At 65.5% G+C, this 22,122-nt stretch carries 24 protein-coding genes and 1 tRNA gene; 14 read left to right on the forward strand and 11 right to left on the reverse strand.

Annotated elements, in window-relative coordinates:
• Nucleotides 1-37: 37 nt before the first annotated feature.
• Nucleotides 38-223, forward strand: a complete 186-nt coding sequence (locus ACFXNW_RS14095) for a hypothetical protein (RefSeq protein ID WP_280234363.1) — start codon at nucleotides 38-40, stop codon at nucleotides 221-223.
• Nucleotides 224-315: 92 nt separating this feature from the next.
• The gene (locus ACFXNW_RS14100; RefSeq protein WP_379418023.1) at nucleotides 316-939 is read left to right on the forward strand and encodes a TetR/AcrR family transcriptional regulator; all 624 of its coding nucleotides are present in this window, start codon (nucleotides 316-318) and stop codon (nucleotides 937-939) included.
• A gap of 188 nt (nucleotides 940-1,127) precedes the next feature.
• Here ACFXNW_RS14100 and ACFXNW_RS14105 read toward each other — a convergent pair whose 3' ends face one another.
• The 6 genes from ACFXNW_RS14105 to aceE form a co-directional block, all read right to left on the reverse strand.
• On the reverse strand, nucleotides 1,128-2,561 hold the full coding sequence (locus tag ACFXNW_RS14105) for an acyl-CoA carboxylase subunit beta (protein ID WP_379418024.1): 1,434 nt from the start codon (nucleotides 2,559-2,561) through the stop codon (nucleotides 1,128-1,130).
• 123 nt (nucleotides 2,562-2,684) lie between these two features.
• Nucleotides 2,685-3,935 (reverse strand): KasA/KasB family beta-ketoacyl-ACP synthase, encoded by a 1,251-nt coding sequence (locus ACFXNW_RS14110; RefSeq protein ID WP_379418025.1) that lies wholly within the window; start codon nucleotides 3,933-3,935, stop codon nucleotides 2,685-2,687.
• A 12-nt stretch (nucleotides 3,936-3,947) separates the two neighbouring features.
• Nucleotides 3,948-4,250 (reverse strand): meromycolate extension acyl carrier protein AcpM, encoded by a 303-nt coding sequence (acpM, locus tag ACFXNW_RS14115; RefSeq protein ID WP_379418026.1) that lies wholly within the window; start codon nucleotides 4,248-4,250, stop codon nucleotides 3,948-3,950.
• A 126-nt stretch (nucleotides 4,251-4,376) separates the two neighbouring features.
• Complete coding sequence (locus ACFXNW_RS14120; RefSeq protein WP_379418027.1) at nucleotides 4,377-5,291, reverse strand: ACP S-malonyltransferase; 915 nt, start codon at nucleotides 5,289-5,291, stop codon at nucleotides 4,377-4,379.
• Between the two features lie 128 nt (nucleotides 5,292-5,419).
• Nucleotides 5,420-6,721 carry a PucR family transcriptional regulator gene (locus ACFXNW_RS14125; protein WP_379418157.1) on the reverse strand — a complete coding sequence of 434 codons (1,302 nt, stop codon included), beginning with the start codon at nucleotides 6,719-6,721 and terminating at the stop codon, nucleotides 5,420-5,422.
• Nucleotides 6,722-6,765: 44 nt separating this feature from the next.
• Nucleotides 6,766-9,561 (reverse strand): pyruvate dehydrogenase (acetyl-transferring), homodimeric type, encoded by a 2,796-nt coding sequence (aceE, locus tag ACFXNW_RS14130; RefSeq protein WP_379418158.1) that lies wholly within the window; start codon nucleotides 9,559-9,561, stop codon nucleotides 6,766-6,768.
• Between the two features lie 380 nt (nucleotides 9,562-9,941).
• Between aceE and ACFXNW_RS14135 the strand changes: the two genes are divergently transcribed.
• The 6 genes from ACFXNW_RS14135 (at nucleotide 9,942) to ACFXNW_RS14160 (ending at nucleotide 12,391) form a co-directional block, all read left to right on the forward strand.
• Entirely contained in the window at nucleotides 9,942-10,499 is a 558-nt protein-coding gene (locus ACFXNW_RS14135; protein ID WP_379418028.1) for a hypothetical protein, read from the forward strand.
• A gap of 117 nt (nucleotides 10,500-10,616) precedes the next feature.
• Nucleotides 10,617-11,039 (forward strand): DUF3052 domain-containing protein, encoded by a 423-nt coding sequence (locus ACFXNW_RS14140; protein ID WP_379418029.1) that lies wholly within the window; start codon nucleotides 10,617-10,619, stop codon nucleotides 11,037-11,039.
• Nucleotides 11,040-11,116: 77 nt separating this feature from the next.
• A complete protein-coding gene (locus ACFXNW_RS14145; protein ID WP_379418030.1) occupies nucleotides 11,117-11,581 on the forward strand; it encodes a peroxiredoxin in 465 nt (154 codons plus the stop codon).
• A 34-nt stretch (nucleotides 11,582-11,615) separates the two neighbouring features.
• A tRNA-Val gene (locus tag ACFXNW_RS14150) sits at nucleotides 11,616-11,687 on the forward strand.
• 45 nt (nucleotides 11,688-11,732) lie between these two features.
• Complete coding sequence (locus ACFXNW_RS14155; protein ID WP_379418031.1) at nucleotides 11,733-12,002, forward strand: hypothetical protein; 270 nt, start codon at nucleotides 11,733-11,735, stop codon at nucleotides 12,000-12,002.
• Nucleotides 11,999-12,391, forward strand: coding sequence for a PIN domain-containing protein (locus ACFXNW_RS14160; RefSeq protein WP_379418032.1), 393 nt, complete (start codon nucleotides 11,999-12,001; stop codon nucleotides 12,389-12,391). The genes ACFXNW_RS14155 and ACFXNW_RS14160 overlap by 4 nt, the downstream gene beginning before the upstream one ends.
• A 56-nt stretch (nucleotides 12,392-12,447) precedes the next feature.
• Here ACFXNW_RS14160 and ACFXNW_RS14165 read toward each other — a convergent pair whose 3' ends face one another.
• Both ACFXNW_RS14165 and ACFXNW_RS14170 read right to left on the reverse strand, forming a co-directional pair.
• Nucleotides 12,448-13,014: a hypothetical protein gene (locus ACFXNW_RS14165; protein WP_379418033.1), complete on the reverse strand. Its 567-nt coding sequence runs from the start codon at nucleotides 13,012-13,014 to the stop codon at nucleotides 12,448-12,450.
• Between the two features lie 334 nt (nucleotides 13,015-13,348).
• Complete coding sequence (locus ACFXNW_RS14170) at nucleotides 13,349-13,648, reverse strand: hypothetical protein (protein ID WP_379418034.1); 300 nt, start codon at nucleotides 13,646-13,648, stop codon at nucleotides 13,349-13,351.
• A 204-nt stretch (nucleotides 13,649-13,852) separates the two neighbouring features.
• Between ACFXNW_RS14170 and ACFXNW_RS14175 the strand changes: the two genes are divergently transcribed.
• Genes ACFXNW_RS14175 through ACFXNW_RS14190 form a run of 4 tightly spaced genes read left to right on the forward strand, consistent with a single transcriptional unit; the run spans nucleotide 13,853 to nucleotide 16,344 of the window.
• Nucleotides 13,853-14,149, forward strand: a complete 297-nt coding sequence (locus tag ACFXNW_RS14175) for a hypothetical protein (RefSeq protein WP_379418035.1) — start codon at nucleotides 13,853-13,855, stop codon at nucleotides 14,147-14,149.
• The gene (locus ACFXNW_RS14180; RefSeq protein ID WP_379418036.1) at nucleotides 14,149-14,700 is read left to right on the forward strand and encodes a DUF6879 family protein; all 552 of its coding nucleotides are present in this window, start codon (nucleotides 14,149-14,151) and stop codon (nucleotides 14,698-14,700) included. The genes ACFXNW_RS14175 and ACFXNW_RS14180 overlap by 1 nt, the downstream gene beginning before the upstream one ends.
• Nucleotides 14,697-15,533 carry a helix-turn-helix domain-containing protein gene (locus tag ACFXNW_RS14185; RefSeq protein WP_379418037.1) on the forward strand — a complete coding sequence of 279 codons (837 nt, stop codon included), beginning with the start codon at nucleotides 14,697-14,699 and terminating at the stop codon, nucleotides 15,531-15,533. The genes ACFXNW_RS14180 and ACFXNW_RS14185 overlap by 4 nt, the downstream gene beginning before the upstream one ends.
• A gap of 43 nt (nucleotides 15,534-15,576) precedes the next feature.
• The gene (locus ACFXNW_RS14190) at nucleotides 15,577-16,344 is read left to right on the forward strand and encodes a hypothetical protein (RefSeq protein ID WP_379418038.1); all 768 of its coding nucleotides are present in this window, start codon (nucleotides 15,577-15,579) and stop codon (nucleotides 16,342-16,344) included.
• On the opposite strand, the gene ACFXNW_RS14195 is transcribed toward ACFXNW_RS14190, so the two are convergent.
• Complete coding sequence (locus tag ACFXNW_RS14195) at nucleotides 16,275-17,414, reverse strand: hypothetical protein (protein WP_379418039.1); 1,140 nt, start codon at nucleotides 17,412-17,414, stop codon at nucleotides 16,275-16,277. The genes ACFXNW_RS14190 and ACFXNW_RS14195 overlap by 70 nt on opposite strands.
• Nucleotides 17,415-18,039: 625 nt before the next feature.
• On the opposite strand from ACFXNW_RS14195, the gene ACFXNW_RS14200 reads away from it, so the two are divergent.
• Both ACFXNW_RS14200 and ACFXNW_RS14205 read left to right on the forward strand, forming a co-directional pair.
• The gene (locus ACFXNW_RS14200; protein WP_379418040.1) at nucleotides 18,040-18,915 is read left to right on the forward strand and encodes a hypothetical protein; all 876 of its coding nucleotides are present in this window, start codon (nucleotides 18,040-18,042) and stop codon (nucleotides 18,913-18,915) included.
• Between the two features lie 220 nt (nucleotides 18,916-19,135).
• Nucleotides 19,136-19,576, forward strand: a complete 441-nt coding sequence (locus ACFXNW_RS14205) for a hypothetical protein (RefSeq protein ID WP_379418041.1) — start codon at nucleotides 19,136-19,138, stop codon at nucleotides 19,574-19,576.
• An 87-nt stretch (nucleotides 19,577-19,663) separates the two neighbouring features.
• Here ACFXNW_RS14205 and ACFXNW_RS14210 read toward each other — a convergent pair whose 3' ends face one another.
• Both ACFXNW_RS14210 and ACFXNW_RS14215 read right to left on the reverse strand, forming a co-directional pair.
• On the reverse strand, nucleotides 19,664-20,623 hold the full coding sequence (locus ACFXNW_RS14210) for a hypothetical protein (protein ID WP_379418042.1): 960 nt from the start codon (nucleotides 20,621-20,623) through the stop codon (nucleotides 19,664-19,666).
• A 137-nt stretch (nucleotides 20,624-20,760) separates the two neighbouring features.
• On the reverse strand, nucleotides 20,761-22,056 hold the full coding sequence (locus ACFXNW_RS14215) for a thioester reductase domain-containing protein (protein WP_379418043.1): 1,296 nt from the start codon (nucleotides 22,054-22,056) through the stop codon (nucleotides 20,761-20,763).
• Nucleotides 22,057-22,122: the final 66 nt, after the last annotated feature.

Consider the following 22,122-nt stretch of genomic DNA (forward strand, 5'->3'; position numbering starts at 1 on the left):
CACGGTGACGGCGCGCTGGCGAGCAGGAGGTAAGACCGTGGCGTACAAGCAGTCGAGTATGCACCGGCCGAAGGGGCGGATCAGTGTGGCCGATATCGCGGCCCAACCGGGCGGTATCGAGGCGCTCCAACGACGCGTGCACGAATTACGTTCCAGCGGAGTAGATTTCGCGGCCAACGCGATCGAACAGGAAATGGCCGAGTTCGACCTGCCGCGGCACTGAGGAACGCGGCGTCGGGTATCGGCGCATAATGTCGGCAACGAACGCACCGCCGCGGCGGCGTGATGCCGTGCGCCGTCCCCAGTGGAGACTCGATGCCGACCGTCCCGCCCATGCTGCAGCGCATCCTCGACGCACCGGCTCCCGACAACGAAAAGCTGTTGGCGAGCGCGCTGTCGGCGTTCCTGGATTTCGGGATCAAACGCACCAGCATGGGCGAAATCGCCCGTCGTGCAGGCATCAGCCCCGCCACCCTCTACCGCCGTTTCGAATCGAAAAGCGATCTGGTGGAAGCGGTGACCATCCGTGAGGCACAACAGTTCGTCGCCGATATCGATGCCAGGGTGCGCCCGGTCGATGGCACAGCCGATCAGCTGGTGGAGATCTTCGTAGCCTTCATCGCCGCCATCGCACGCAGCGAACTGCTGCGCAGGCTGCTACGCACCGAACCGGAGCTGATCCTGCCCCGCCTCACCACCGACGCGGGCCCGGTACTCGCCGTCGGCCGCACCTATCTCGCCGGAAAACTGCGCGAACTCCGCGACGCCGAAGCCGCCGCCGACTTCGACGCCGACCTGGTCGCCGAGATCATGGCGCGCCTGGCACTGTCGCTCGCACTCACCCCGGACGGGCTCATCCCACTCGACGACGAAGACGCCGCCCGTCGATTCTCCCGCCGCACATTGCTTCCCATGGTCGGGGTGCGGCCGGGGCAATAGCGGCATCGACGCCCTCCCTCGGTTCCAGCCCTGTTGATCATCGGCACCGCAGGCCATCCTGCTCCATCCGCTCGCATCCCGTGGCCGGAAGCCGGATGAGCAGCCGTACCGAACACCGTTCCCACACAACGCGAACAGGCCCCGGATCGCTCCGGGGCCTGTTCGCTTCTACTACGGCTATCAGCCGATCACAGCGGAATGTTCTTGTGGTGGCTCTTGCGCGAGGGCGCCGACGCCAGCGCCGCGGCGATCACGCTGCGGGTCTCGGCCGGGTCGATCACCTCGTCCACGACACCGATCGAGATCGCGCGCTCGACGCCGCCCGCGATGGCCTCGTGCTCGGCGGTGAGCCGTTCGTGCAGCGCCTCACGCTCGTCTTCCGGCGCGGCGGCGAGAGCCTTCTTGTGCAGGATGCCGACCGCGGCCTTGGCACCCATCACGGCCACCTCGGACTCGGGCCACGCGTACACCGCGGTCGCGCCGAGCGAACGGGCGTTCATCGCGATGTAGGCGCCGCCGTAGATCTTGCGGGTGACCAGCGTGACCCGCGGGACCCGCGCCTCGGCGAACGCATGCAGCAGCTTCGCCCCACGCCGCACGACGCCTTCCCACTCCTGGCTGACGCCGGGCAGGTAACCCGGGACGTCGGTGACCACGATCAGCGGAATGCCGAACGCATCGCACAGGCGCACGAACCGAGCCGCCTTCTCGGCGCTCTCGGAGTTCAAGCAGCCGCCAAGGCGCAGCGGGTTGTTGGCCAGCACACCGACCGTGCGGCCACCGAGGCGGCCGAGACCGGTCACAATGCTGCGCGCGTACCCGCCCTGCAGCTCCTCGAAGCTGGACTCGCCGTCGACGTTGTCGAGCAGCTCGTGCACCAGCGGCTTCACGTCGTAGGCACGCTTGGCCGACGCGGGCAGCAGCGCCTTCAGGTCGACGTTGCCGTGCTCGGCGGCCACCAGATCGAATTCGCCCTGTTCGGCGAACATCGACACCAGCCGGCGAGCCCGGTGCATGGCGTCGGCCTCGTCATCGGCGACGATATGGGTGACGCCGGACTTCTTGCCGTGGGTTTCCGGGCCACCGAGGGTGGCCATGTCGACCTGTTCACCGGTGACGCTGCGGACCACGTCCGGGCCGGTCACGAAGACCCGGCCCTCGGGCGCCATGATGACGATGTCGGTCAGCGCCGGACCGTAGGCGGCGCCACCGGCGGCGAAACCGAGCACCACCGAGATCTGCGGGACCAGGCCGGACGCGCGGACCATGGCCTCGAAGACCAAGCCGACCGCGTGCAGTGCCTCGACGCCCTCGGCGAGACGCGCGCCACCGGAATGCCACAGGCCCACCACCGGAATCCCGGAATCGATGGCGGTGTCGATGGCGTCGACGATGTGTTTGCAACCCTCGACACCCATGGCGCCGCCCATGACGGTGGCATCCGAGCAGTAGGCCACGGTGCGCACACCGTCGACCTCACCGATCGCCGCCAGCACGCCGGACTTGTCACGCGGGTGGAGGGGAAGAATGGTTCCGGGATCGAAGAAACGCTGGAGCCTGCCCAGCGGGTCACGCGGATCTGTGGCGGTGTCCTGCTGATACGCGGGTGCCAAGATTGTCATCGCGTTGTCTCCTCAATGATGGGCGCCGCGGTAGCAGCTGCGGATGTCGAGAGCCCGGCGGGGGTCGAGCCATTCAGTTGGCCAACCCCCACCGGGATCGTTGAGCAGCCGGTCGGGTCTGGGTCAGGCCCGGCCGAAGGCGAGCGCGACATTGTGCCCACCGAAACCGAAGGAGTTGTTGATCGCGTACTCGATCTCCTGGCGGCGGGCTTCGCCCCTCACCACGTCGAGGTCGATCTCCGGGTCCTGGTTTTCCAGGTTCAGCGTCGGCGGGACGATCCCGTCCCGGATGCTGAGCACGGTGAGCACCGACTCGAGGGCGCCGACGGCGCCGATCGAGTGACCCAGTGCTGACTTGGGCGCGTAGACCGAAGCGTGCTGGACGCCGGCCTTGTGAATCGCGTTCTTCTCCGCGGTGTCACCGATCGGGGTGGCAGTCGCGTGGGCATTGATGTGGGTGATGTCCTTGGGAGACAGACCCGCGGTCTGCATCGCCCTGGTCATCGCGCGACCGGCGCCGGTGCCCTCCGGATCGGGGGCGACCAGGTGGAAGCCGTCGGAGGTGATACCCGCACCGAGCAGGCGAGCGTGGATGGTGGCTCCGCGCGCCTTGGCGTGCTCCTCGGTCTCGACGACCATGAGCGCACCGGCCTCACCGAAGACGAAGCCGTCGCGATCCTTGTCGAAGGGACGCGAGGCACCCTTCGGATCGTCGTTGCGGGTGCTCATCGCACGCATCATGGAGAACGCCGCGATCGGCACCGAGTCGATATAGCCCTCGACGCCGCCGGTGACGACCATGTCGGCATCGCCCATGGCGATCATCCGCCACGCGTTGGCGATGGCTTCCGATCCCGACGAGCACGCCGAGACCGGAGTGACCACTCCCGCCCTGGCCTTCAGCTCGAGACCGACGACGGCCGACGGACCGTTCGGCATGACCATCTGAACAGCGAGCGGCGAGATCTTGCGATAGCCGCCGTTCTTCAGCTTGTCCACCGAATCGATGAGTGCGTCACCGCCACCGAGTCCGGTGCCGATGGCCACACCCAGCCGGTCGGGGTCGACCTCGGGGCTGCCCGCGTTGCGCCATACCTCGCGACCGAGCACGGTCGCGAGCCGCTCGACGTAGGCCATACGCCGGATCTCGACCCGGCTCAGCAGGGTGTCCGGCGAAACCTTCAGATGACCGCCGATGCGGACCGGAAGGTCGTATTCCTCGACGAAGGAATCCTCGAGAACGTCGATGCCGCTCTCGCCGTTGAGGAGTCCCTTCCACGTCGCATCGACGTCGCCCGCGATCGACGTGGTCGCCGCCATACTGGTGACGACAACGTTCGGGAAGTTCCCGTTCAAGGTGGAAGGAGTGGTCACAGTTACGGCCCTTTACTCGGCGCTGTCGAACTTGGCCTTGAGCTCGGCGGCCATCTCGGAGTTCTCGGCCTCGAGCTTCTGGACGTAAGCGACGGAGTCGCCGACCGTCTTCAGGCTGGCGAGATCCTCGTCGGGGATCTTGACGCCGTACTTGTCCTCCATCTGCACCGCGATCTCGACCATCGACAGCGAGTCGATGTCCAGGTCATCAACGAAGGACTTCTCCATAGTCACCTCGGAGGGCTCGATGCCGGTCACCTCTTCGATGATCTTGCCGAGCTCTTCGACGATTTGTTCCTGGGTCAGAGCGGCCACTTTGGTGGCTCCCTTCTTGTTACTGTGTAGGGCTTTACTGTTTTTCTTCGGATCGAGCGGGCGGATAGTTACGCCTGCTCGGTCACGACCGGGCTTCATCTTCGAAGCACGATCGCGGGTGGAAAGCTAGCCGGAGCTGGTGAGCTCGGCCAAGGTGGGGAGGTCAGCGGGGGTCTTCAGCGCAAGCGTCGGCGTGCCCTTCAGTTCCCGTTTCGCAATTCCGACGAGAGTGCCCGCCGGCGGCAATTCCACCACCGCCGAAACGCCGGCCTGCCGGACGGTCTCGGTGCACAGATCCCACCGGACCGGCCGGGTGACCTGCGCGGCGAGCTTATCGACCGCGTCCTGCCCCGAAGCGACCGGCTTGCCGTCGAGGTTCGACAGCAGGGTACGGGTCGGCTCGTTCGGCACGATCTTTGCCACAGCTGCGGTGACCGCGTCCTGGGCCGGAGCCATGAACGCGGTGTGGAACGCGCCCGCGACGGGCAACGCGCGAACCCTGGCCTTTTCCGGCGGGTTCGCGGCGAGCTCGGCGAGAGCGGCCATGCTGCCCGCGGCCACGATCTGGCCCACCGCGTTGCGGTTGGCCGGGACGAGGTCGAGTTCCGCGAGCCGTTCGAGCACGGCGGCTTCGTTGCCACCGAGCACGGCGGACATTCCGGTCGGTTCGAGCGCGCACGCCTTGGCCATCTCCGCACCGCGGATGGCGGCCAGGGTGACCGCGTCGTCGGCGGAGATGACTCCGGCGACGGCGGCGGCGGCGAGTTCGCCGACCGAGTGTCCGGCGACGATGGTATCGGCCGGAAGTGAATCGGTGTCGATTTCGGCGAAAGCGAGCAGCGCGGCGGCCACGACCAGCGGCTGGGTGACGGCGGTGTCGGTGATCTCCTCGGCCGTCGCGGTGGTACCGAGACGAACCAGGTCCAGACCCGAGGCCTTCGACCACAGCGCGAGACGATCATGCGCGCCGGGGAGGTCGAGCCAAGGCGCGAGCATGCCGGGTGTCTGGGAGCCCTGTCCGGGGGCGAGCAACGCGATCACATCTCTAAGAGAACACTGTGAGGCGGCACTCAGGAGATGTCGACGCGAATGAAGCTTGCCGACCCGTTTTGTGTGAACTCCACAAAACGCCATGTGGTTCGTCCGGATCGACGGAGCCATCTTCGGCGTTACAACCCATCTCCATCGGTCGAGACGTAAGTGGCCTCAGGGGCAGGTGTTGACGATTCGTTACGAGTTCGTGTCAAACGACCTACCGTGGCGGCAATCCGGAGCACGTACGCATCACGCGGATTGAGCGGATCACGCCCGGTGACTTCGCCGATTCGTTTGAGTCGGTAGCGAACGGTATTTGGATGGACGTACAGCTGACGGGCACAAGTCTCGACCGCTCCACCACAGTCCAGATAGGCATCGAGAGTGTCCGCCAGCGACGATCCCGCCGCGGCCAACGGTAGGACAAGGTACTCGTTCAACGCCTCGACCGCAGCTCGATCACCCAGCAGGGCTCGCTCGGGCAGCAGTTCGGCCGCGTGCACCGGCCGCGGGGCGCCCCGCCAGCCGATCACCGCCTCCATCCCGGCCAGCGCCTCCAGCGCGCTGGCATGCGCGGCGCCGAGGGTTCGCGTGGTCGGCCCGATCACCACCGGTCCGTCGGAGAAGACGTCGGTCAGCAGATCTGCCACGAACGACGACACCTGGGTGGTGTCGTCGAGATGGCCGCTGACCACCATCACCAACCGCGATCCCTGCACGACCGCCAACGCCGCCCGGCCGTGTCGTGCGGCGATGGTGTGCACCGCGCCCACCACCGACACACCTTGATCACCCGGCGGCGTGCCGACGAGCACAGTGGCGGGCGCGGTGGCGTCCCAGTTCAGCGTCGCGGCCCGCGACAGCATGTCCGGGCCGGTATCGCCGCGCACCACGGCGTCGACGACCAGCGCCTCCAGCCGGGTATCCCAGGCGCCACGCGATTCCGCGGCGCTCGCGTACACCGAGGCGGCGGCAAAACCGAGCTCACGCCCGTAACGCAACACCGCCTCGGTGAGCGCGACCAGCTGTCTGTCGTTGCGCGCCAGTGCGGGCAGCCACTGTTCGAAGAACTCCATGGCCACCCGGACCATGTCCACGGTCTGGCGCAGCGTCAGCCGCCGCGCCAGATCCTGCGGAATCACCTGGAACGCGTCCAGGCTGAACCGGATATCGCTGTCGGGGTCCTGCAACCACTCCAGGAAGTTCACCACCGCGGTCTGCACCAGCATCTGGACGCCGGCCCGCTGTGCGGCGTCCAGATCGGCGAAGAACGGCAACCGGTCCTGCATCGACCCCACCGCCTCGGTGGACAGTCGCCCCGAGAACTGCTTCACACGTTTGAGCAGCGTGTCCGGTAGCGGGTCTCGGGTCTGCCGGTTCGGGGACAGCGCGCCGGTCGGCAGATACACCTCGTGCTCGGAGGAGCCGTCGGAGATCCGTCGGGGCCGCGGCGGTTTTCGATCCACCCTCTAATGGTGCGCTATTCGGTTTCTCCGTCCGCGCCCGCCACCGGCTTCGGCGCGGCGTCGACGTCGTCGATGCGGTAGCGCTGGGCGGCTTCGGCCAGGACGGCCGGGTCGATTTTGCCCGCCCGTGCCAGCCCTTCGAGCGCCGCCACCGCGATGGATTCGGCGTCGACATTGAACACCCGGCGCGCGGCCGGACGCGTATCGGAGAAGCCGAAGCCATCGGTGCCGAGAGTGATGAACTCCCCCGGCACCCACTTGCGCACCTGATCGGGCACCGCACGCATCCAGTCGGTCGCCGCGATGTAGGGGCCATCGACGCGCGAGAGCGCCTCGGTGACGTACGGGACGGCCGCCTCGGTACCGGGCGCACGCAGCGCCGCGATCTCCTTGGCAAGTGCCTCCTTGCGGAGCTCACCCCACGACGTCACCGACCACACATCGGCCTGCACGCCCCACTCGGCGAGCAGTGCCTGTGCACGCAGGCCGTCGGGAACGGTGACACCCGAGACCAGGATCTGGGCCCGCACATCGCCGGCAGCGCCCGGCTTGTACAGATAGATACCCTTCAGCAGGCCCGCGACGTCCACGTTCTCCGGCTCGGCCGGCTGCTGGTACGGCTCGTTGTACAGGGTGATGTAGTAGAAGACGTTCTCGCCGCCGAACACATCGGCATCGCCACGGGTGTGCGGCTCGGTGCCCGGCACCGAGTACGGACCGGCTTCGGGCTTGCCGCCGCCGTACATCCGGCGCAGGCCGTCACGCACGATATGGGCGATCTCGAAGGCGAAGGCCGGATCGTAGGTGACCACCGCCGGGTTGGTCGAGGCCAGCAGCAGCGAATGCCCGTCGTTGTGCTGCAGGCCCTCACCGGTGAGGGTGGTGCGGCCCGCGGTGGCGCCGAGGACGAACCCGCGTGCCAGCTGATCGGCGGCGGCCCACAGGCCGTCACCGGTGCGCTGGAATCCGAACATCGAATAGAAGATGTAGAGCGGGATCATCGGCTCGCCGTGGGTGGCGTAGGAGGTGCCCGCCGCGGTGAACGACGCGGTGGAGCCCGCCTCGTTGATGCCCTCGTGCAGGATCTGCCCGACGGTGCTCTCCTTGTAGGCGAGCATCAGCTCCGCGTCGACCGAGGTATAGAGCTGGCCGTTGCGGTTGTAGATCTTCAGCGACGGGAACCACGAGTCCATACCGAAGGTGCGGGCCTCGTCGGGGATGATCGGCACGATCCGCTTGCCGATCTCCTTGTCCCGCAGCAGCTCCTTCATCAGGCGCACCAGCGCCATGGTGGTGGCGACGCTCTGCTTGCCCGAACCCTTGCGCACCGAGCGGTAGGCCTCGTCGCCGGGCAGCTGCAACGGCTTGGCCGTGGTCCGCCGCTCCGGCAGGAAACCACCCAGCGCCTTGCGCCGATCCAGCATGTACTGGACCTCGCGGGTCTCCGCACCGGGGTGGTAGTACGGGGGCAGGTACGGATCCTTCTCCAGCTCGGCATCGCTGATCGGGATCCGCTGCAGGTCACGGAAGTCCTTGAGGTCCTGCAACGTCAGCTTCTTCATCTGATGGGTTGCGTTGCGGCCCTCGAAATGCTTGCCGAGGGTGTAGCCCTTGATGGTCTTGGCCAAGATCACCGTCGGCTGACCCTTGTGCGCCATCGCCGCGGCGTAGGCGGCGTAGACCTTGCGGTAGTCGTGGCCACCGCGCTTGAGGTTCCAGATCTCCTGGTCCGACAGATCGGACACCAGCGCCTTGGTGCGCGGATCGCGACCGAAGAAGTGGTCGCGCACGTAGGCGCCGTCGTTGGCCTTGTAGGTCTGGTAGTCGCCGTCGGGCGTGCTGTTCATCAGATTGACCAGCGCGCCGTCGCGGTCGGCGCCCAGCAGCGCGTCCCACTCCCGGCCCCAGATCACCTTGATGACGTTCCAGCCCGCGCCACGGAAGAACGACTCCAGCTCCTGGATGATCTTGCCGTTGCCGCGCACCGGGCCGTCCAGGCGCTGCAGGTTGCAGTTGATGACGAAGGTCAGATTGTCCAGACCCTCGTTCGCCGCGACCTGGATGAGTCCGCGCGACTCCGGTTCGTCCATCTCGCCGTCACCGAGGAACGCCCACACATGCTGATCGGCGGTGTCCTTGATACCGCGGTCGTGCAGATAGTGGTTGAAACGCGCCTGGTAGATGGCGTTCATCGGGCCCAGGCCCATCGACACCGTCGGAAACTCCCAGAAGTTGTCGAGCAGGCGCGGATGCGGGTACGACGGCAGGCCCTTGCCCGGGCCGCCGTGGCTGTACTCCTGGCGGAATCCGTCCATCTGGTCGGTCGACAGGCGACCTTCCAGGAATGCGCGCGCGTAGATACCTGGCGAGGCGTGACCCTGGATGAAGATCGAATCACCGCCGCCGGGATGGTCCTTACCGCGGAAGAAGTGGTTGAACCCGACCTCGTACAACGCCGCCGAGGACGCGTAGGTCGAGATATGGCCGCCCACGCCGATGCCGGGGCGCTGCGCGCGATGCACCATGATGGCCGCGTTCCAGCGAATCCAGGCGCGGAAGCGGCGCTCCACCTCTTCGTCGCCGGGGAACCACGGCTCGTTCTCGGTGGGGATGGTGTTGACGTAGTCGGTCGAGGTCAGCGACGGGATCGAGACCCGGCGCTCACCGGCACGCTCGAGCAGCCGCAGCATCAGATACCGCGCACGTCCCGGGCCTTCCCGGTCGAGCATGTCGTCGAAGGACTCCAGCCATTCGCTGGTCTCCTCCGGATCGATATCGGGCAGGTAGGAGGCCACCCCTTCGCGGATCACCCGGACCCGTTCACCGGACTGGCGGCCGGCAGACGATCCGTTCGCGTCGCGGGCAGCAGGCGGCGTGGAATCGGGTACAGCGGGTTGCGCTGGAGCGGAAGAGTGGATCAGGTCGGTCAAATCTGCTCCTCGTACATGGGGCGGGCAAGCTGATGGCTTCTGTTTCCCCGGGCGGCCACTCTGGTGGGCGGACCGCCCGTTTACGAAAGTCCGGATGCACCCTCCATCCTTGCCGAGGATGCGTCCCAGGTCATCATGTCAGCCACAAATCCAGTACGGTTTCTCTGCGACGGGTTACTCGGCAGTTTCCGGTGTGGACCGGTGTTCGGGGGCTACCCGATTACCGCCACCAACGAGATGAGACGAGAGCGGGGAGGACGATGAAGCTGCTGGACCCACGCGGGGTCGGGCTGGTGTGCGCGGCCGCGGCGCTGATCGCGGGAGCGACCATCGCGGGCTGTTCGAACAGCGTGGACGGCACGGCCGCGCCCAACGCCGCCGACCTGTCGGCCTACAAAACCTTCGCGGCGTCGTCGTCGGCCGCGGCGACCTCCTCGCGCAAAGCCGCGGCGCAGGCCAAGGCCATTTCCGACAACTGCGACCAGTTCCCCATCGTCACCGGTGTCGGGGTCAGCAAATACAACGAGTTCGTCGACGCGCACGACTCGAACGCGCCCGATTACGACGCCAAACGTGATACCGCCGCGACCACGCTCGAGGACGCGGCGAATCAGGTCGAGGCGGGCGTCAACGCGGCCAAGGACGATCTGCCCGAAGATCTGAAGGGCAAACTCACCGAATACGTCAACGCCGCGCGCGCGTTGGCGCAGGCCGCCAGAGGTATGACATACACCGCGCCAGTCGGCCCGCTCAACGACGCCAGTCGCCGGGTCAACGACGCGCGCAATGCCGTCCGCGACGCCTGCCCGGCCCGCTGAATCGTGTCGAATTCACGCGACATCCGGTGGCCAATTCATCGGATCGGCTTGCGCTGCGGCCGATAACCATGTTCGCTTGCACCTACCTGTAGTCGGCATATTGAGGAGGACACCACCGTGGTCGCCGCGGCGGACGCGCAGAATTTCGCTCAGAAGCTTGGCATCATCCACGGCTTGGTCGTCCAGGAGCTGGGCTGGGACGAGGACACCCCCGACGACCTTCGGGCCGACGTCGAGGAAGCCATCGGAACGGAACTGCTGGACGAGGATTCCGACGAGGTCATCGACGTCGTGCTGCTGTGGTGGCGCGAGGACGACGGTGATCTGGTCGACGAGCTGATGGAGGCGATCGGACCGCTCGCCGACGAAGGTTTCATCTGGGTGCTCACACCCAAGACGGGCCATCCCGGACATGTCGATCCCGCCGAGATCGCCGAGGCAGCGCCCACCGCGGGCCTGACTCAGACCTCGGCGATCAGCCTCGGTGAATGGGCGGGCAGCCGCCTGGTCCAGCCGAAGGCACCCTCCAAACAGCGCTGACCGGCGTTTCGCCTATGGTTGCGGCCGGGCGCGCCGACGCGCCGCCCGGCCGGGCCCGACATGATGGAGGATCAGCGATGCCACTCGAGGTAGGCACCCTCGCGCCGGACTTCACGCTGAAGGATCAGAACAACCAGGAAGTCAGCCTGTCGGACTTCCGGGGCAAGAAGAACGTGCTCGTGGTGTTCTTCCCGCTGGCGTTCACCGGCATCTGCCAGGGCGAGCTGTGCAAGGTGCGCGACGAACTGCCGAAGTTCCAGAACGACGACGCGGAAATCGTCGCGATCTCGGTCGGCCCGCCGCCCACCCACAAGATCTGGGCAGCCGAGCAGGGCTACACCTTCCCGCTGCTGTCGGATTTCTGGCCACACGGCGCCATCGCCCAGACCTACGGCGTCTTCAACGACAAATCCGGCTTCCCCAACCGCGGCACCTTCGTCGTCGATCGGGACGGATTCATCCGTTTCGCCGAAATGAACGCCCCCGGCGAGCCCCGTGACCAGGCGGCTTGGGAGAAAGCGCTCGCCGCGCTAGATTCATAACCCGTCGCCGCCGGTTTCATCGCCGGCAGCGCCCGGGCGCATAGCTCAGCGGTAGAGCTCTGGTTTTACACACCAGCGGTCGGCGGTTCGAACCCGTCTGCGCCCACTCCGATCTCCACTTGTTTAACAAGAGTTTTGTTAAACTGTGGTCATGACCGTTCCGGCTCCCGGCGAAGGCCCGGTCCGCCCCGTCTCCGTCTCCTTGCACGAGGGCACCATCGCAGCCCTCAAAGCCCGCACAGGCAAACGAGGCATGTCCGGATACGTCGATGCCCTGATCCAGCGCCAACTGGAACGAGATCAGTTGCGTGAATTGATCGAAGACGCCGAGACCTCGCACGGCCCGGTCGACAACGCGGCGGTCGAAGCCAAACGCGCACTCTTGCGCGGCACATCTGCCGACTCCGAAAACGTCGCGTGAGCGGCACCCTCATCCTCGACTGTGAAGGCTTGTCCAAGCTCATATTTCGTACTTCCGAGCTCACCGAGTGGCTGGCGGCGGCCGAAGCCGAGGACGTCCGCGTCATCACCAGTTCGGTCACCCTTGTCGAAGCGCGACACCCGAAGACCAACCAGGCACGTTTCGATTACGCCGTGTCCCGCGTCAACGTCGTGCCACCAGACGAAGCCATCGCCCGCCGCGCGAGCAAGCTCCTCGCCGCGGCCGGCCTGCACGGCCACAAGTACGCCTTGGACGCGATCGTGGCAGCCACGGCACTAACCGCACCTGCTCCGGCAACCATTCTCACCTCTGATCCAGAGGATCTCCGAGCACTCTGCGGCTCTGTCGTCCGTGTCATCAAGATCTGAGCGGGCCGGAGCATTTCAACGACTGGAAATAGCCGGGCGAACTCACGAGAACGTCATCAGGACGGATCCGATGCGCCGCCAGTGATCATTCGCGGAGGCATGCGGGTGAAGGCCGACGACGGCAGCACGCCGCTTGTGACGCCCAGATCGTCGCGGGCACATGCGTAGAAGGCGTCCCGATGAAGCCCTATGGACACCACTAGGTCGCCGAACTCGGTATGACTGACCGTCAGACCTTGCGCGATGTGCCCGAGCTGGACCAGGTCTTCGAACCACGCTCGCCCGGCCGCGACCGCAGCAGGCGACCCGAGCAGCATGACGGCCTCCCAACGGACCGCCCGCTCGGCATGCGCGTCCGCGAGGCGTTGAGCCCCGACCTCTAGATCCAGTGGCTGACTGATGGTTGGGTAGCCCTGCGCGGCCGCGAGCCGGAAAGCGGCATCGGAATATCCCCTCAGGACTTGCGCATAGTCGTTGTATGCGGCTAGCCGTTTGTCATCCCATCTCGCCGCCTGGGACCGCCTCCACTTCGTGCGCTCCGTGATCATCGTCGCGGCGTAGGTAGCGCCAGCTCCAATGACAACGCCGAGGATCGCGACCATCTGCTGTGCGACTACCGTCATTTCTCACCCGTTCCGTCGAGCACACCGAACGCAGCCGCTCCGAAAGATGGATCGAAACATTTTGCCTAGCATATTCTTTCACGCGTGCGGGTGATCAGGTTTGAGCTCGCAACCAGATCCATTGAACCTGGACTGCACCGCCACGGATTTGCGGAAGCCTTGGGCTGTCCCGAGGTGGTCATGGATGCACAGCAGGTCCGCAAGCACCGCATCGCGCTATCCACATCGAAATGTAGCCGAGCTGAGCAGAATCCGGGTCAGCGCTCGGGCCAGTAGATCGCTCCGAAGATGACCGCCAGAGGCAGGCCGATCACCACGGCCCACAGCGCCGTGATCACCGCGACGCCCCGGCCGCATGCCATCGGGCGAAGGACAACCTAGGCAACACGGTCTCCACGTCGGCAACATCCATGACCCGGTTCAGCTCCAGTGGGCCGAGGTGGCCCGGGGCGGGCAGGATCACCACTTCGGCCCCGGCGCTGCGCGCCTGGTCGACCACCGCCAGCACCGAGCGTGCATCCGGCCACACCACCTGGTAACCGAGCCGCCGTGCCAGCCTGCACACCTGTGCCCGGTCCCATTCCGGCGCGGCGCTGGTCTCGAAGTCGATCCATCCAAACGCGGTCGGCCGCATCGTGTCCCCTGTCGTCTTCTTGGTGGCTTGCACCTGCCGCCGGGGAACACAACACCCGACGGCAGGGCATAGAGGAATCCTGGGCGGGTACTGACGGGACACGATACGACTTTGCGCATCTTTGCGTACAACCTTGTGAGCCAGTCAGTAGGACAGCGATCATTGCGAGGTACGTTCACCTCAATTGCAAAGGATGACCTCACAGTGCACTCTCACCTCACACTGCGCCTGCTCGGCTCCGGCTCCAAGAGCGGCACCTGCCCGGCGGTGTACGCCGCTGATACCGGCGAGCTGGTCGTACAGGGAGACATCACCGACCGGATCGGGACCGTGCTGGTGCCACACGTCCTGCTCGACTGGCTGGAACCGGGCATGACGCTGCCGGTCGAAGCCACCGACGCCCCCGGCAGGCTCCTGGTCAGCGGCGAGCAGGTCACCGCGCCCGAAGTTCTCGCGCAGCTCCGTCTGGCCGCCCATGAGACGGCCGTGGTGGTGTGCTGATGCTCCACGTCGTTGGTGACGAGGTATTCCAGCCGCTATTCCGCGCGGCCCGCCGTTATGCGTTCCATCTGGAGGTGAAGGACTCCTACGCTGTCGCCGATGAAGCCGAAGCGCTGCGCCGCTGGGAAGCCGGACAATCCTTCGAGCCGGAGGAACAGCCCGCGTCGTGGAAGGCGTGGGATGACCTTGTGGTCGAGACGGCCGGGCGCGGCGTCGCGCTCGAACGGATGCGCGTGGTCACGGTCCCGCACTCGACCTACACCCGGTGGCTGCTCAGCGAGACAGCCAACAACGTGGAGGCCGGGGAGGTGGTGCGGTGGCTACCCCGCCACCTAGCCGAGGCGGCCGACGTGCCGGGCGATGACTTCTGGCTGTTCGATGACGGTACGGTGGCCTTCACCACCTTCGCCGAGACGGGAGAGTTCATGGGCCTGTCCATCACCACTGATCCGGGAATCGTCGGCCTGTGCGTGAAAGCGCGGGCGACGTTGTGGCCGAACGGAATCGACCACGCCCGCTACGCCGACAGTGAGTACGCGCACGCGCCGTGAGAGCTGTCGATGACGCACGGGCCGCGCTCGGCGCACGCCTTCGGGAGCTGCGCCGAGCCGCCCACCTGTCCGGCGTCGATCTCGCCGATCGATGCGGCTGGCATTCCAGCAAGATCAGCCGCATCGAGCGCGGGAAGCAAGCGCCGTCCGAAGCCGACCTCGCCGACTGGTGCGCGGCGTGCGACAGCATGGCCGTCCTGGATGACCTGGTGGCCAGCCTGCGCAACCTGCGCGCGATGTATCTGGAGTGGCAGCGCACCGTGGCCGCCGGGCACGCGCACCGCCAGCGCCAGTCCATCAAAGTCGAAGGCGAGACCCGGCTCATCCGCTGGTACGACCCGGACACCATGCCCGGCCTGTTGCAGACCGAGGGCTATGCCCGCGCGATTCTGCGCGTCTGCATCTCGATGATCGGCGGCCGTGACGACCTGGAGGAGGCCGTTGCCGTGCGGATGGCCCGCAAGGGCGTCCTCCAGCGCGCCGGGCATCGCTTCCACATCCTGATCGGCGAGGCCGCGCTATATCCGACGGTCGGCGACAGCGCGGTGATGGCGGCGCAGCTCGAACACCTCGTCGGCGAGCTGGAGCGGCCCAACCTCCGTCTCGGCGTGATCCCGCTGGACGCCGAGTATCGCGCGCCCGCGACGAACTTCGTCATCTACGACCGCGCGCAGGTGCTCACCGAGACCGTGAGCGCCGAGCTGACCATCACCCGCCCGTCCGAGATCGCGTTGCACGAGAAGACCTTCGCCGTGCTCGCCGACCAGGCCGCTTACAACGACGCCGCCCGCGCGCTCATCACGCGAGCGCTGGAGCGGCGTACGAGGCTGTAACTACACGCGATCTGCCGGACTTCCGACGACTACCGTGTTCCGCGTGAGCACTGCTGATGACGCCGCGCGTGAACGCAACCTGTCCACCGAACTGGACGAGGTTCGCAAGACCATCGAGGCAAATCAGCGGGCAGCAGATCGCTTGTGGGTGCCCTCGCCAGTCATCGAACGCCTGCTATGGCAGGTATGCGGAGCGTGGGAGACAGTAATCGAGCAGGTCAGGTTCTTTCACTACGCGATGCACGAGAACCCTCCGACTGAACCGCCGTTCCCCCACCCTGATGGAGAGAATGTCGCTCGGGACATGCGTCGGATTGCCAGGAAGATCAACCTTCGGTTGCCGAACAACACCATCTGGACAGACGAGTGCAAGCGCGCCAAGGAGATGCGCGACAACCTCGGCCATATGCTGCACTTCAAATCCATAGACGGGACGACACCCGACCAGTCCGTGACCTTGCTTCGAGTGCCATATCGTGAGCCGGACGAGATGTCGACCAGCAACGGCTGGGCGCGCCACAACCGAGTGGCCGTCACCATTACAGAGCAAGATGCACGCGAGGTGCTGACTGGGCTGCAATACGTGCACGACTGCGTCTTTGCGCTCCGAAAATTTGGCGTGGAGTTTGCCACGTGGCCCGATAGCCGTTCCACCGAAAGTGTCTTCGGGCTAATGCTCTGGTGGATAGACGACTGGGGTCCGAAACCTGGCGAAGCCGGCTGTGCCGCTCCTACGATGCGTCAACTGCGCATAGTTCCGAAGGCTGAGTTCGATGCGTCGCTCCCCGAGGGCATGCGCCCGGAGTTCTGATCGTCAGGCAATCTGTATTTGCCAACCTGCGGCAACGGGGGCCAGTCAGACTCGCCGACGACTGCGACGCCCTGTGGATCGACCGTGATACCACTCCATCCAGTTGTGCCATAGGCACATCGGTCCAGGTGGGCACGCGCCCGATTGCGGCGAAGCGAACCCGGAATAGGCATGCCGCCTGGTCGCGGGTCCCAATCCGGCTTCGCCATTTCCTCGGCCAGCCACCGCCCAAACTCGTTGCTCTTACACAGGTATTCCTCAACCTCACTTTGCACGGCCAGTTTCACCTGGTTCCAGAACCATTCATAGAACTGACGGGCACTCTTCGAGTACTTTTCAAGGAGCGGAAGGAATTCAACGTCCTTCTCCTGCGTCCTGAGGAAGCGTTTTGCAGGGCCTCCCCAACTTGAGAATTTGTCCAGCTCCGAGCGCTTTAGCTCAACCGTATTGATCCACTCCATCGGAGCAGGCGGGTGATGTCTCCAAGTCGTCCCAATCGACATCATCGGCGCCGAGTAATGCACCGTGAAGTTTCGGAGGTCGAACAGGAACTTGATATCGTCGTCTCCGAATAGCTCGGTCACCTTGGGTTCGTAGGTGCTAACCTCCCATATCGTTCTGCTGTCGGCCCGGTCACGCCGCTGATCTTCGGGCAGTCTCTCCGGCCAGACCTTGCGATGGGTGCTGCGCTGAACGTCGCGCAGGGTGGCAACCGATGCGATGTAGTTGTGGAACCGGCGCACAGCCTCATGCTCGAACTCTTCGGGAAGCTCGTTCACATGTCTGCCCGTACCAACAAAAGTCGCAATATGGTTGGACAACTCTGCGCCATTGGTCGAGAACAATCGCGAAACTCGATTCATGGCTTCGAGTCGTTCGTGGTGCTCTTTGCCCGGCAGTTTGGCAAGGTGCGCCAGCCGCTCTTCACGCTCCAAAGCCCAGTTTGCCTTCCAGCTCTGTTGTTCGCTCATGCCCTCACCTCTGCCGACCGTGCCCTGCCATCCAATCAACTGAACGACGACCGCCGCGCCGAGTTCATCGCGTTTCGTGATCGCTCGGTTTGCCACCACACAACGACGCAAGCTTTCAGGCCAGCTGCGCATCCACCGTGATCGACTAGGCAGTACGTCCGCCGGGGGGATCCTCATGCAGGGAGAGCATAAGGCTAACCACCGACAATTTCGGCGGACTAGGCCCAGTGCACGCTCGACATCTCCCCAGTGTTCCTAGACGTGCCGATACAGGCTGGAAAGGGCGGCACTAGCCGGACTTGAAAATGCCTCTGACCTTGGCACGAGTGGACGGGCCGGCACCCGCCGGACGGTCCGGTTCGCTTTTACACACCAGCGGTCGGCGGTTCGAACAACCCGTCTGCGCCCACCGTCGAATCGCACCAACGGTCACCGCATCCGCACGTCGATCGACGGCGGACATGCTCGGTATCGATGCAGGGTCTCCATCGAGCCCATTGATTTCCCTGAGATGACAAGTCGCACCACGTCCACCAGATTCTGGTGGCGCGCGACGCACCCCAAAGCAAAATGGATGCCGCCGTGTCCACACCGACGGCTGTCAACGCATCGTGAAGTCGCTGGCGGAATTGCTGGACGCTAGTATGGTCCGCTGCTCCCGAAGACGGTGCCATCCTGGATATCTCGGTGACCTTCGGCCTCGGCCTATCTAGAGTCAGCACCTATGGTTGGACGATCATGCGCGTTGTGCGGCGGCACCAATAATGTGACCAGGGAACACGTGTACCCGTCCTGGTTCCTGAAGCGATGGGATGCGACCGCCGCCGTCGATGGTCCGTTCTCGACGAAAATCAACGGAGTGGAATTGCTGCGGCGCGACGGGGCAATCGCGACAAATCCGCGTATCGGCCGGGTGATGCTCGACCTGTGCCAGTCCGCAAATGGGTGCCTCAACACCGCCTTCGAGTTACCCGCCAAGGACCCAGTGCGACGGTTGTTGGACGAGGGGTCGCCGCTCCTGTCGCCTGATGAGGTTCATCACCTTGCCCGTTGGATGGTCAAAACGCTACTGCTGGCCGCGCACCCCGCCTCTGAACACACCGCGTTCGCATCCCGCCGTGTCAACAAGAAGAACACCAACAGCCCGTGGCTGGACTACTCAAAGAAAATCGCAGATGCGCTCGAGGCGGGCCGACTGCCGGATGATGCGACACTGTGGGTAGCCGTCACAGGCCCTAACGGCCAACCGGACCCTGACTACGAGCCGGTTTACCTCCGGCATACCACCCGCGCCGACGACGAGGGCGGAACGGGGCACGTCAGAACCACAGGGTTCAATCTGCTTGGCGGTGACCGGATGGTGCTATTCCAGCTAGTTCACCATCCTTTGCATGACCTGACACACCCATTCAGAGGAACCGGGACAGTTACCCAGCTGTGGCCGAATGCTCCAGCCGCACTGGACCTGAGCACCCATCGTCTGCTCGACCATGCCACTCGGCTGTCTCACGTATTCCTGGAGAGTGGTTTTTCGCAAGGGCTGCGCGCAGGTGAACGCAGCGTCGGCAACGGCCTTCCGTGGATGCAGTGGAATCCATAGGCCCCGACCTGGACCTGGACGTGAACCCGAACGATCTCCGAACACTCTGCGGCCCCCGCCATCCAGGTAATCAAGCTCTGACCGAACTTATGCAGTCCGCGGCTATTCGGCGCGAAAACCAGTGGGCCGCAGGCTTCCAACCCGTGCCGCACAAGCCGGCTGTCTGCTACAGTGCTGACGCTGTACCGCATGAACGTGCGGATTTCACGGGGGGTTTCAGATGACTCAGATCAATGCCGCGCAACCAGGTGTGCCGTCGCCCTATGCCAACGATCCGGTGGTTCGGCGCGCCACCCGGATCGCCGGAAGTGCGGGGATCGCGCTTGCCGCCGTGCTCTTGGCCTGCTCGGCCGGCCTCGTCATATCGGGCCTGGTGGATCGTCAGTACCTGGTCGTCGTGTGCGTGGTCGCTCTGCTGCCAGGGTTGCTCGGACTCGGCTTACTGTCCACCTCGAGACGGGTCCTGCGCGGGGAGATCTTCGGCACTACAAAGGCGACTGGAGTCCTGGCCACCATGGCCGGACTCGTCGTCCTCGGAACGATCGGCGCGCTTATCGAAGGCCCCTGGCCCGCAAAGATTCTCATGATCGTGCTCGCCGCAGGCACCATCGCGACCGCGGTCCTGGTGAACCGCGCCGACCGAGCGCTGAAGGGTCTCTAGAGCGCCGAGACGCGGCAGTCGTTGCACCGGGCTGAGATTGCGGTGAGGATGGCGGTATGAGCATCGCCGACTGATCAGCCCACCCGTTCACAGTGGCAAGCGAGCAACCTTCGCCACCCAATCGGCGTTGGGTTCGATCGCATACGGCTTGGTCGACCCACGATCAGTCCAGTTCGGTTCGAGGAAGGTCACTGCGGACCAGCAGGTGTGTCGATAGAACCAGCAGTGGTCGGCGGTGGTCGCTACGTCGGCCTTGCGGACGATGATCCAGCCGCTGCCGTCGGCGCGGAGGCAGTGGCTGCGGCCGTCGTCCGGGCATTCTTGCGGGGTGAAACCGGCGGCCCTGTTCAGGATCTCGGGCTTGCCGTTGTTCTCGTTCTCGCCGGCCAGCACCCGCAGGCGGTTCACCGGGAGAACCGATGGCATATCGCCGCCATAGCCGGTGGTCCACACCGCGCGCACTCGCGGGTCGTGGTTGGGGGCGAGGTGGGCGACCGTACCGCCTTGGCTGTGCCCCCAGGTCGCGATACCTAGATCGCAGTCGACGGTGTCGAGCGCGCACGCGGCTCGGAGCAGGCTGCGCGGTTCGTGCGGCGCGAACAGGCAGCGGGTCTGGTTTCCGTGGTCGCTGGCCAGGGCGAGCACGGTGTTGTCGTAGTCGACCATGAGGGCGACGAAGCCGCGGCGAGCCATTGCCTCGGTGACGGCGTTCGCCGCGGGAATGTTGTCCAGGCGGTCGGTCTCGGGGTTCTTGCCGAAATTGGTGCCGACGAAGTACAGGAACAACGGGTGGCGCCGGCCATCCGCAGGCTCGAATCCGCGCGTCTGATACTCCCGCAGGCAATCGGGGCTGTTGTCCACGGTGCCTGCGTAGGTGGGCGGAGCCGCGATCTCCTGAACCGCATCCCGATTCTGCGCCGAGGACACACCCAGCGGACCGGAGCAACCGAGTAACAGTACGGCCAGACCCAAGAGGATCATCCGCCCCCACGACGACCGGTGCGTTCGATCCCGCGAACCGCCGCCCACCCTCAGTTCGATCGCCACGCGCCGAGCCTAGTTGTGCCACCAACGAGTTTCGGTCGCACGCGCCGAGAAGTCGGGATTCCTTGTTCGTTCGGTCACCCGCAGTGCCGCCCACGAGCGACGCCATGTCCGGACAACGCCTGCGGCAAGCCCCCGGGCTAGGCCGGTCTCGGCAGGAACCCGGTGTCGATGAAGTAGTCGATATGCCGATCGATGAGCTCGGCCGTCATCGGCGGACACACGATTCCGGACCCGGAAAGTGCATGTCGGGTGTTCGCATCGTCCCAGGTCGGACGGTACCCGGTGAAGGTTGCTCGCTCGCCGAGGATCAGCGCCCTCGCGAGATCACGATCGGTACCCGCGTCGACCGCGAGCCGGGCGGCCAACTCCGTCACGGAGGTGACGTCGACATCGAAGCCCTTGCCGCGCAGTCGCTCCCATACGGTGTCGAGTGGCAGGTAGGTGCGATTGACCAGATGATGCACCGCGGCCTCGGTGCCGGCTGTCATGATGCGCACGATCGCCGCGGCCACGTAGTCGGCGGGGACCAAACTCAATTCGGCGCCGCTCGACGGCGGCGCGCCACCCAACAGCACCGCAGCCCTGATCAGCAGCCAGACAGCGTCGTCCGGGCTGGTGGCGCCGGTTCGTGAACTGCCGCAGATCCGGTCGGGACGGTGGATCACCGTCGGCAGGCCACGATCAGCGGCCTGCGCCACCAACTCCTCACCGACCCATTTGCTCAGTACATAGCCATTACCCGCGAGCACCTCGAGACCGGGGCGCGAAGCTTCGTGCACGGTGAGCCGTGGCCCGGCAACCGTCGCCGAACCGACCGAAGTCGTGGAGACGAAGTGCACGGGTTTGCTCGGCCCGGTGCAAGCGAAGCGCAGTATCGATTCGGTTCCGGTGACGTTGGCGGCTCGGAGCCGCGCATATGGTTCGGCGTGATTGACCCGCGCGCCGTTGTGGATGACGACGTCGACCTCGGCGCATTGCGTTCGATACTCGGCAGCCGCGAGACCGAATTCCGGTTCGGTCAGATCACCCGCGAAGGCGACTACCCGCGCCGCGATATCCGGATGCCACAGTCGGTACCGCTGCATCGTGTCCATGACCCGGGTGTGCGCCGCAGGCGCATCGGCGGCCCGGACCAGACAGCGGATCTCCGCATCCGTCTGTGTCGCCAACTGCCACACCAGATGGGCGCCGAGGAACCCGGCCGCGCCGGTGACGAACACCGCGCGCGGATCGGCAACGCTCGATGGAATCTGTGCCTCCGGCACGATCGTGGAATCGAGTTCGGCATCAGCACCGATCTCCGCTTCGGGGCGATCGCGCGCATCCAGGCGCGGGATCTCATTCGGCCCAGCCAGCTCCGTGATCGAACGAGGGTGTGCGGCGAAGCCGATGCGGCCCGTTATCGCCGATACCGGCCGAGTGGGCTGAGGCACGAAATGAGCGTAGCCAGATTTCGGCTGATATCCGCGCCCGGACTTCTGGGGCCGGTAGCTTTCGGG

Origin of the sequence: Nocardia sp. NPDC059180, from assembly GCF_042754945.1 — a bacterium.
Taxonomy (GTDB): domain Bacteria; phylum Actinomycetota; class Actinomycetes; order Mycobacteriales; family Mycobacteriaceae; genus Nocardia.

Excerpts from the sequence above, each read along its gene's own strand:
- ACFXNW_RS14180 (WP_379418036.1), top strand. The coding sequence starts at position 14,149 with ATGCTCCACGTCGTTGGTGACGAGGTATTCCAGCCGCTATTCCGCGCG.
- ACFXNW_RS14145 (WP_379418030.1), top strand. The coding sequence starts at position 11,117 with ATGCCACTCGAGGTAGGCACCCTCGCGCCGGACTTCACGCTGAAGGAT.
- ACFXNW_RS14170 (WP_379418034.1), bottom strand. The coding sequence starts at position 13,648 with ATGCGGCCGACCGCGTTTGGATGGATCGACTTCGAGACCAGCGCCGCG.
- ACFXNW_RS14135 (WP_379418028.1), top strand. The coding sequence starts at position 9,942 with ATGAAGCTGCTGGACCCACGCGGGGTCGGGCTGGTGTGCGCGGCCGCG.
- ACFXNW_RS14155 (WP_379418031.1), top strand. The coding sequence starts at position 11,733 with ATGACCGTTCCGGCTCCCGGCGAAGGCCCGGTCCGCCCCGTCTCCGTC.
- ACFXNW_RS14205 (WP_379418041.1), top strand. The coding sequence starts at position 19,136 with ATGACTCAGATCAATGCCGCGCAACCAGGTGTGCCGTCGCCCTATGCC.
- ACFXNW_RS14165 (WP_379418033.1), bottom strand. The coding sequence starts at position 13,014 with ATGACGGTAGTCGCACAGCAGATGGTCGCGATCCTCGGCGTTGTCATT.
- ACFXNW_RS14105 (WP_379418024.1), bottom strand. The coding sequence starts at position 2,561 with ATGACAATCTTGGCACCCGCGTATCAGCAGGACACCGCCACAGATCCG.
- ACFXNW_RS14200 (WP_379418040.1), top strand. The coding sequence starts at position 18,040 with ATGGTTGGACGATCATGCGCGTTGTGCGGCGGCACCAATAATGTGACC.
- ACFXNW_RS14100 (WP_379418023.1), top strand. The coding sequence starts at position 316 with ATGCCGACCGTCCCGCCCATGCTGCAGCGCATCCTCGACGCACCGGCT.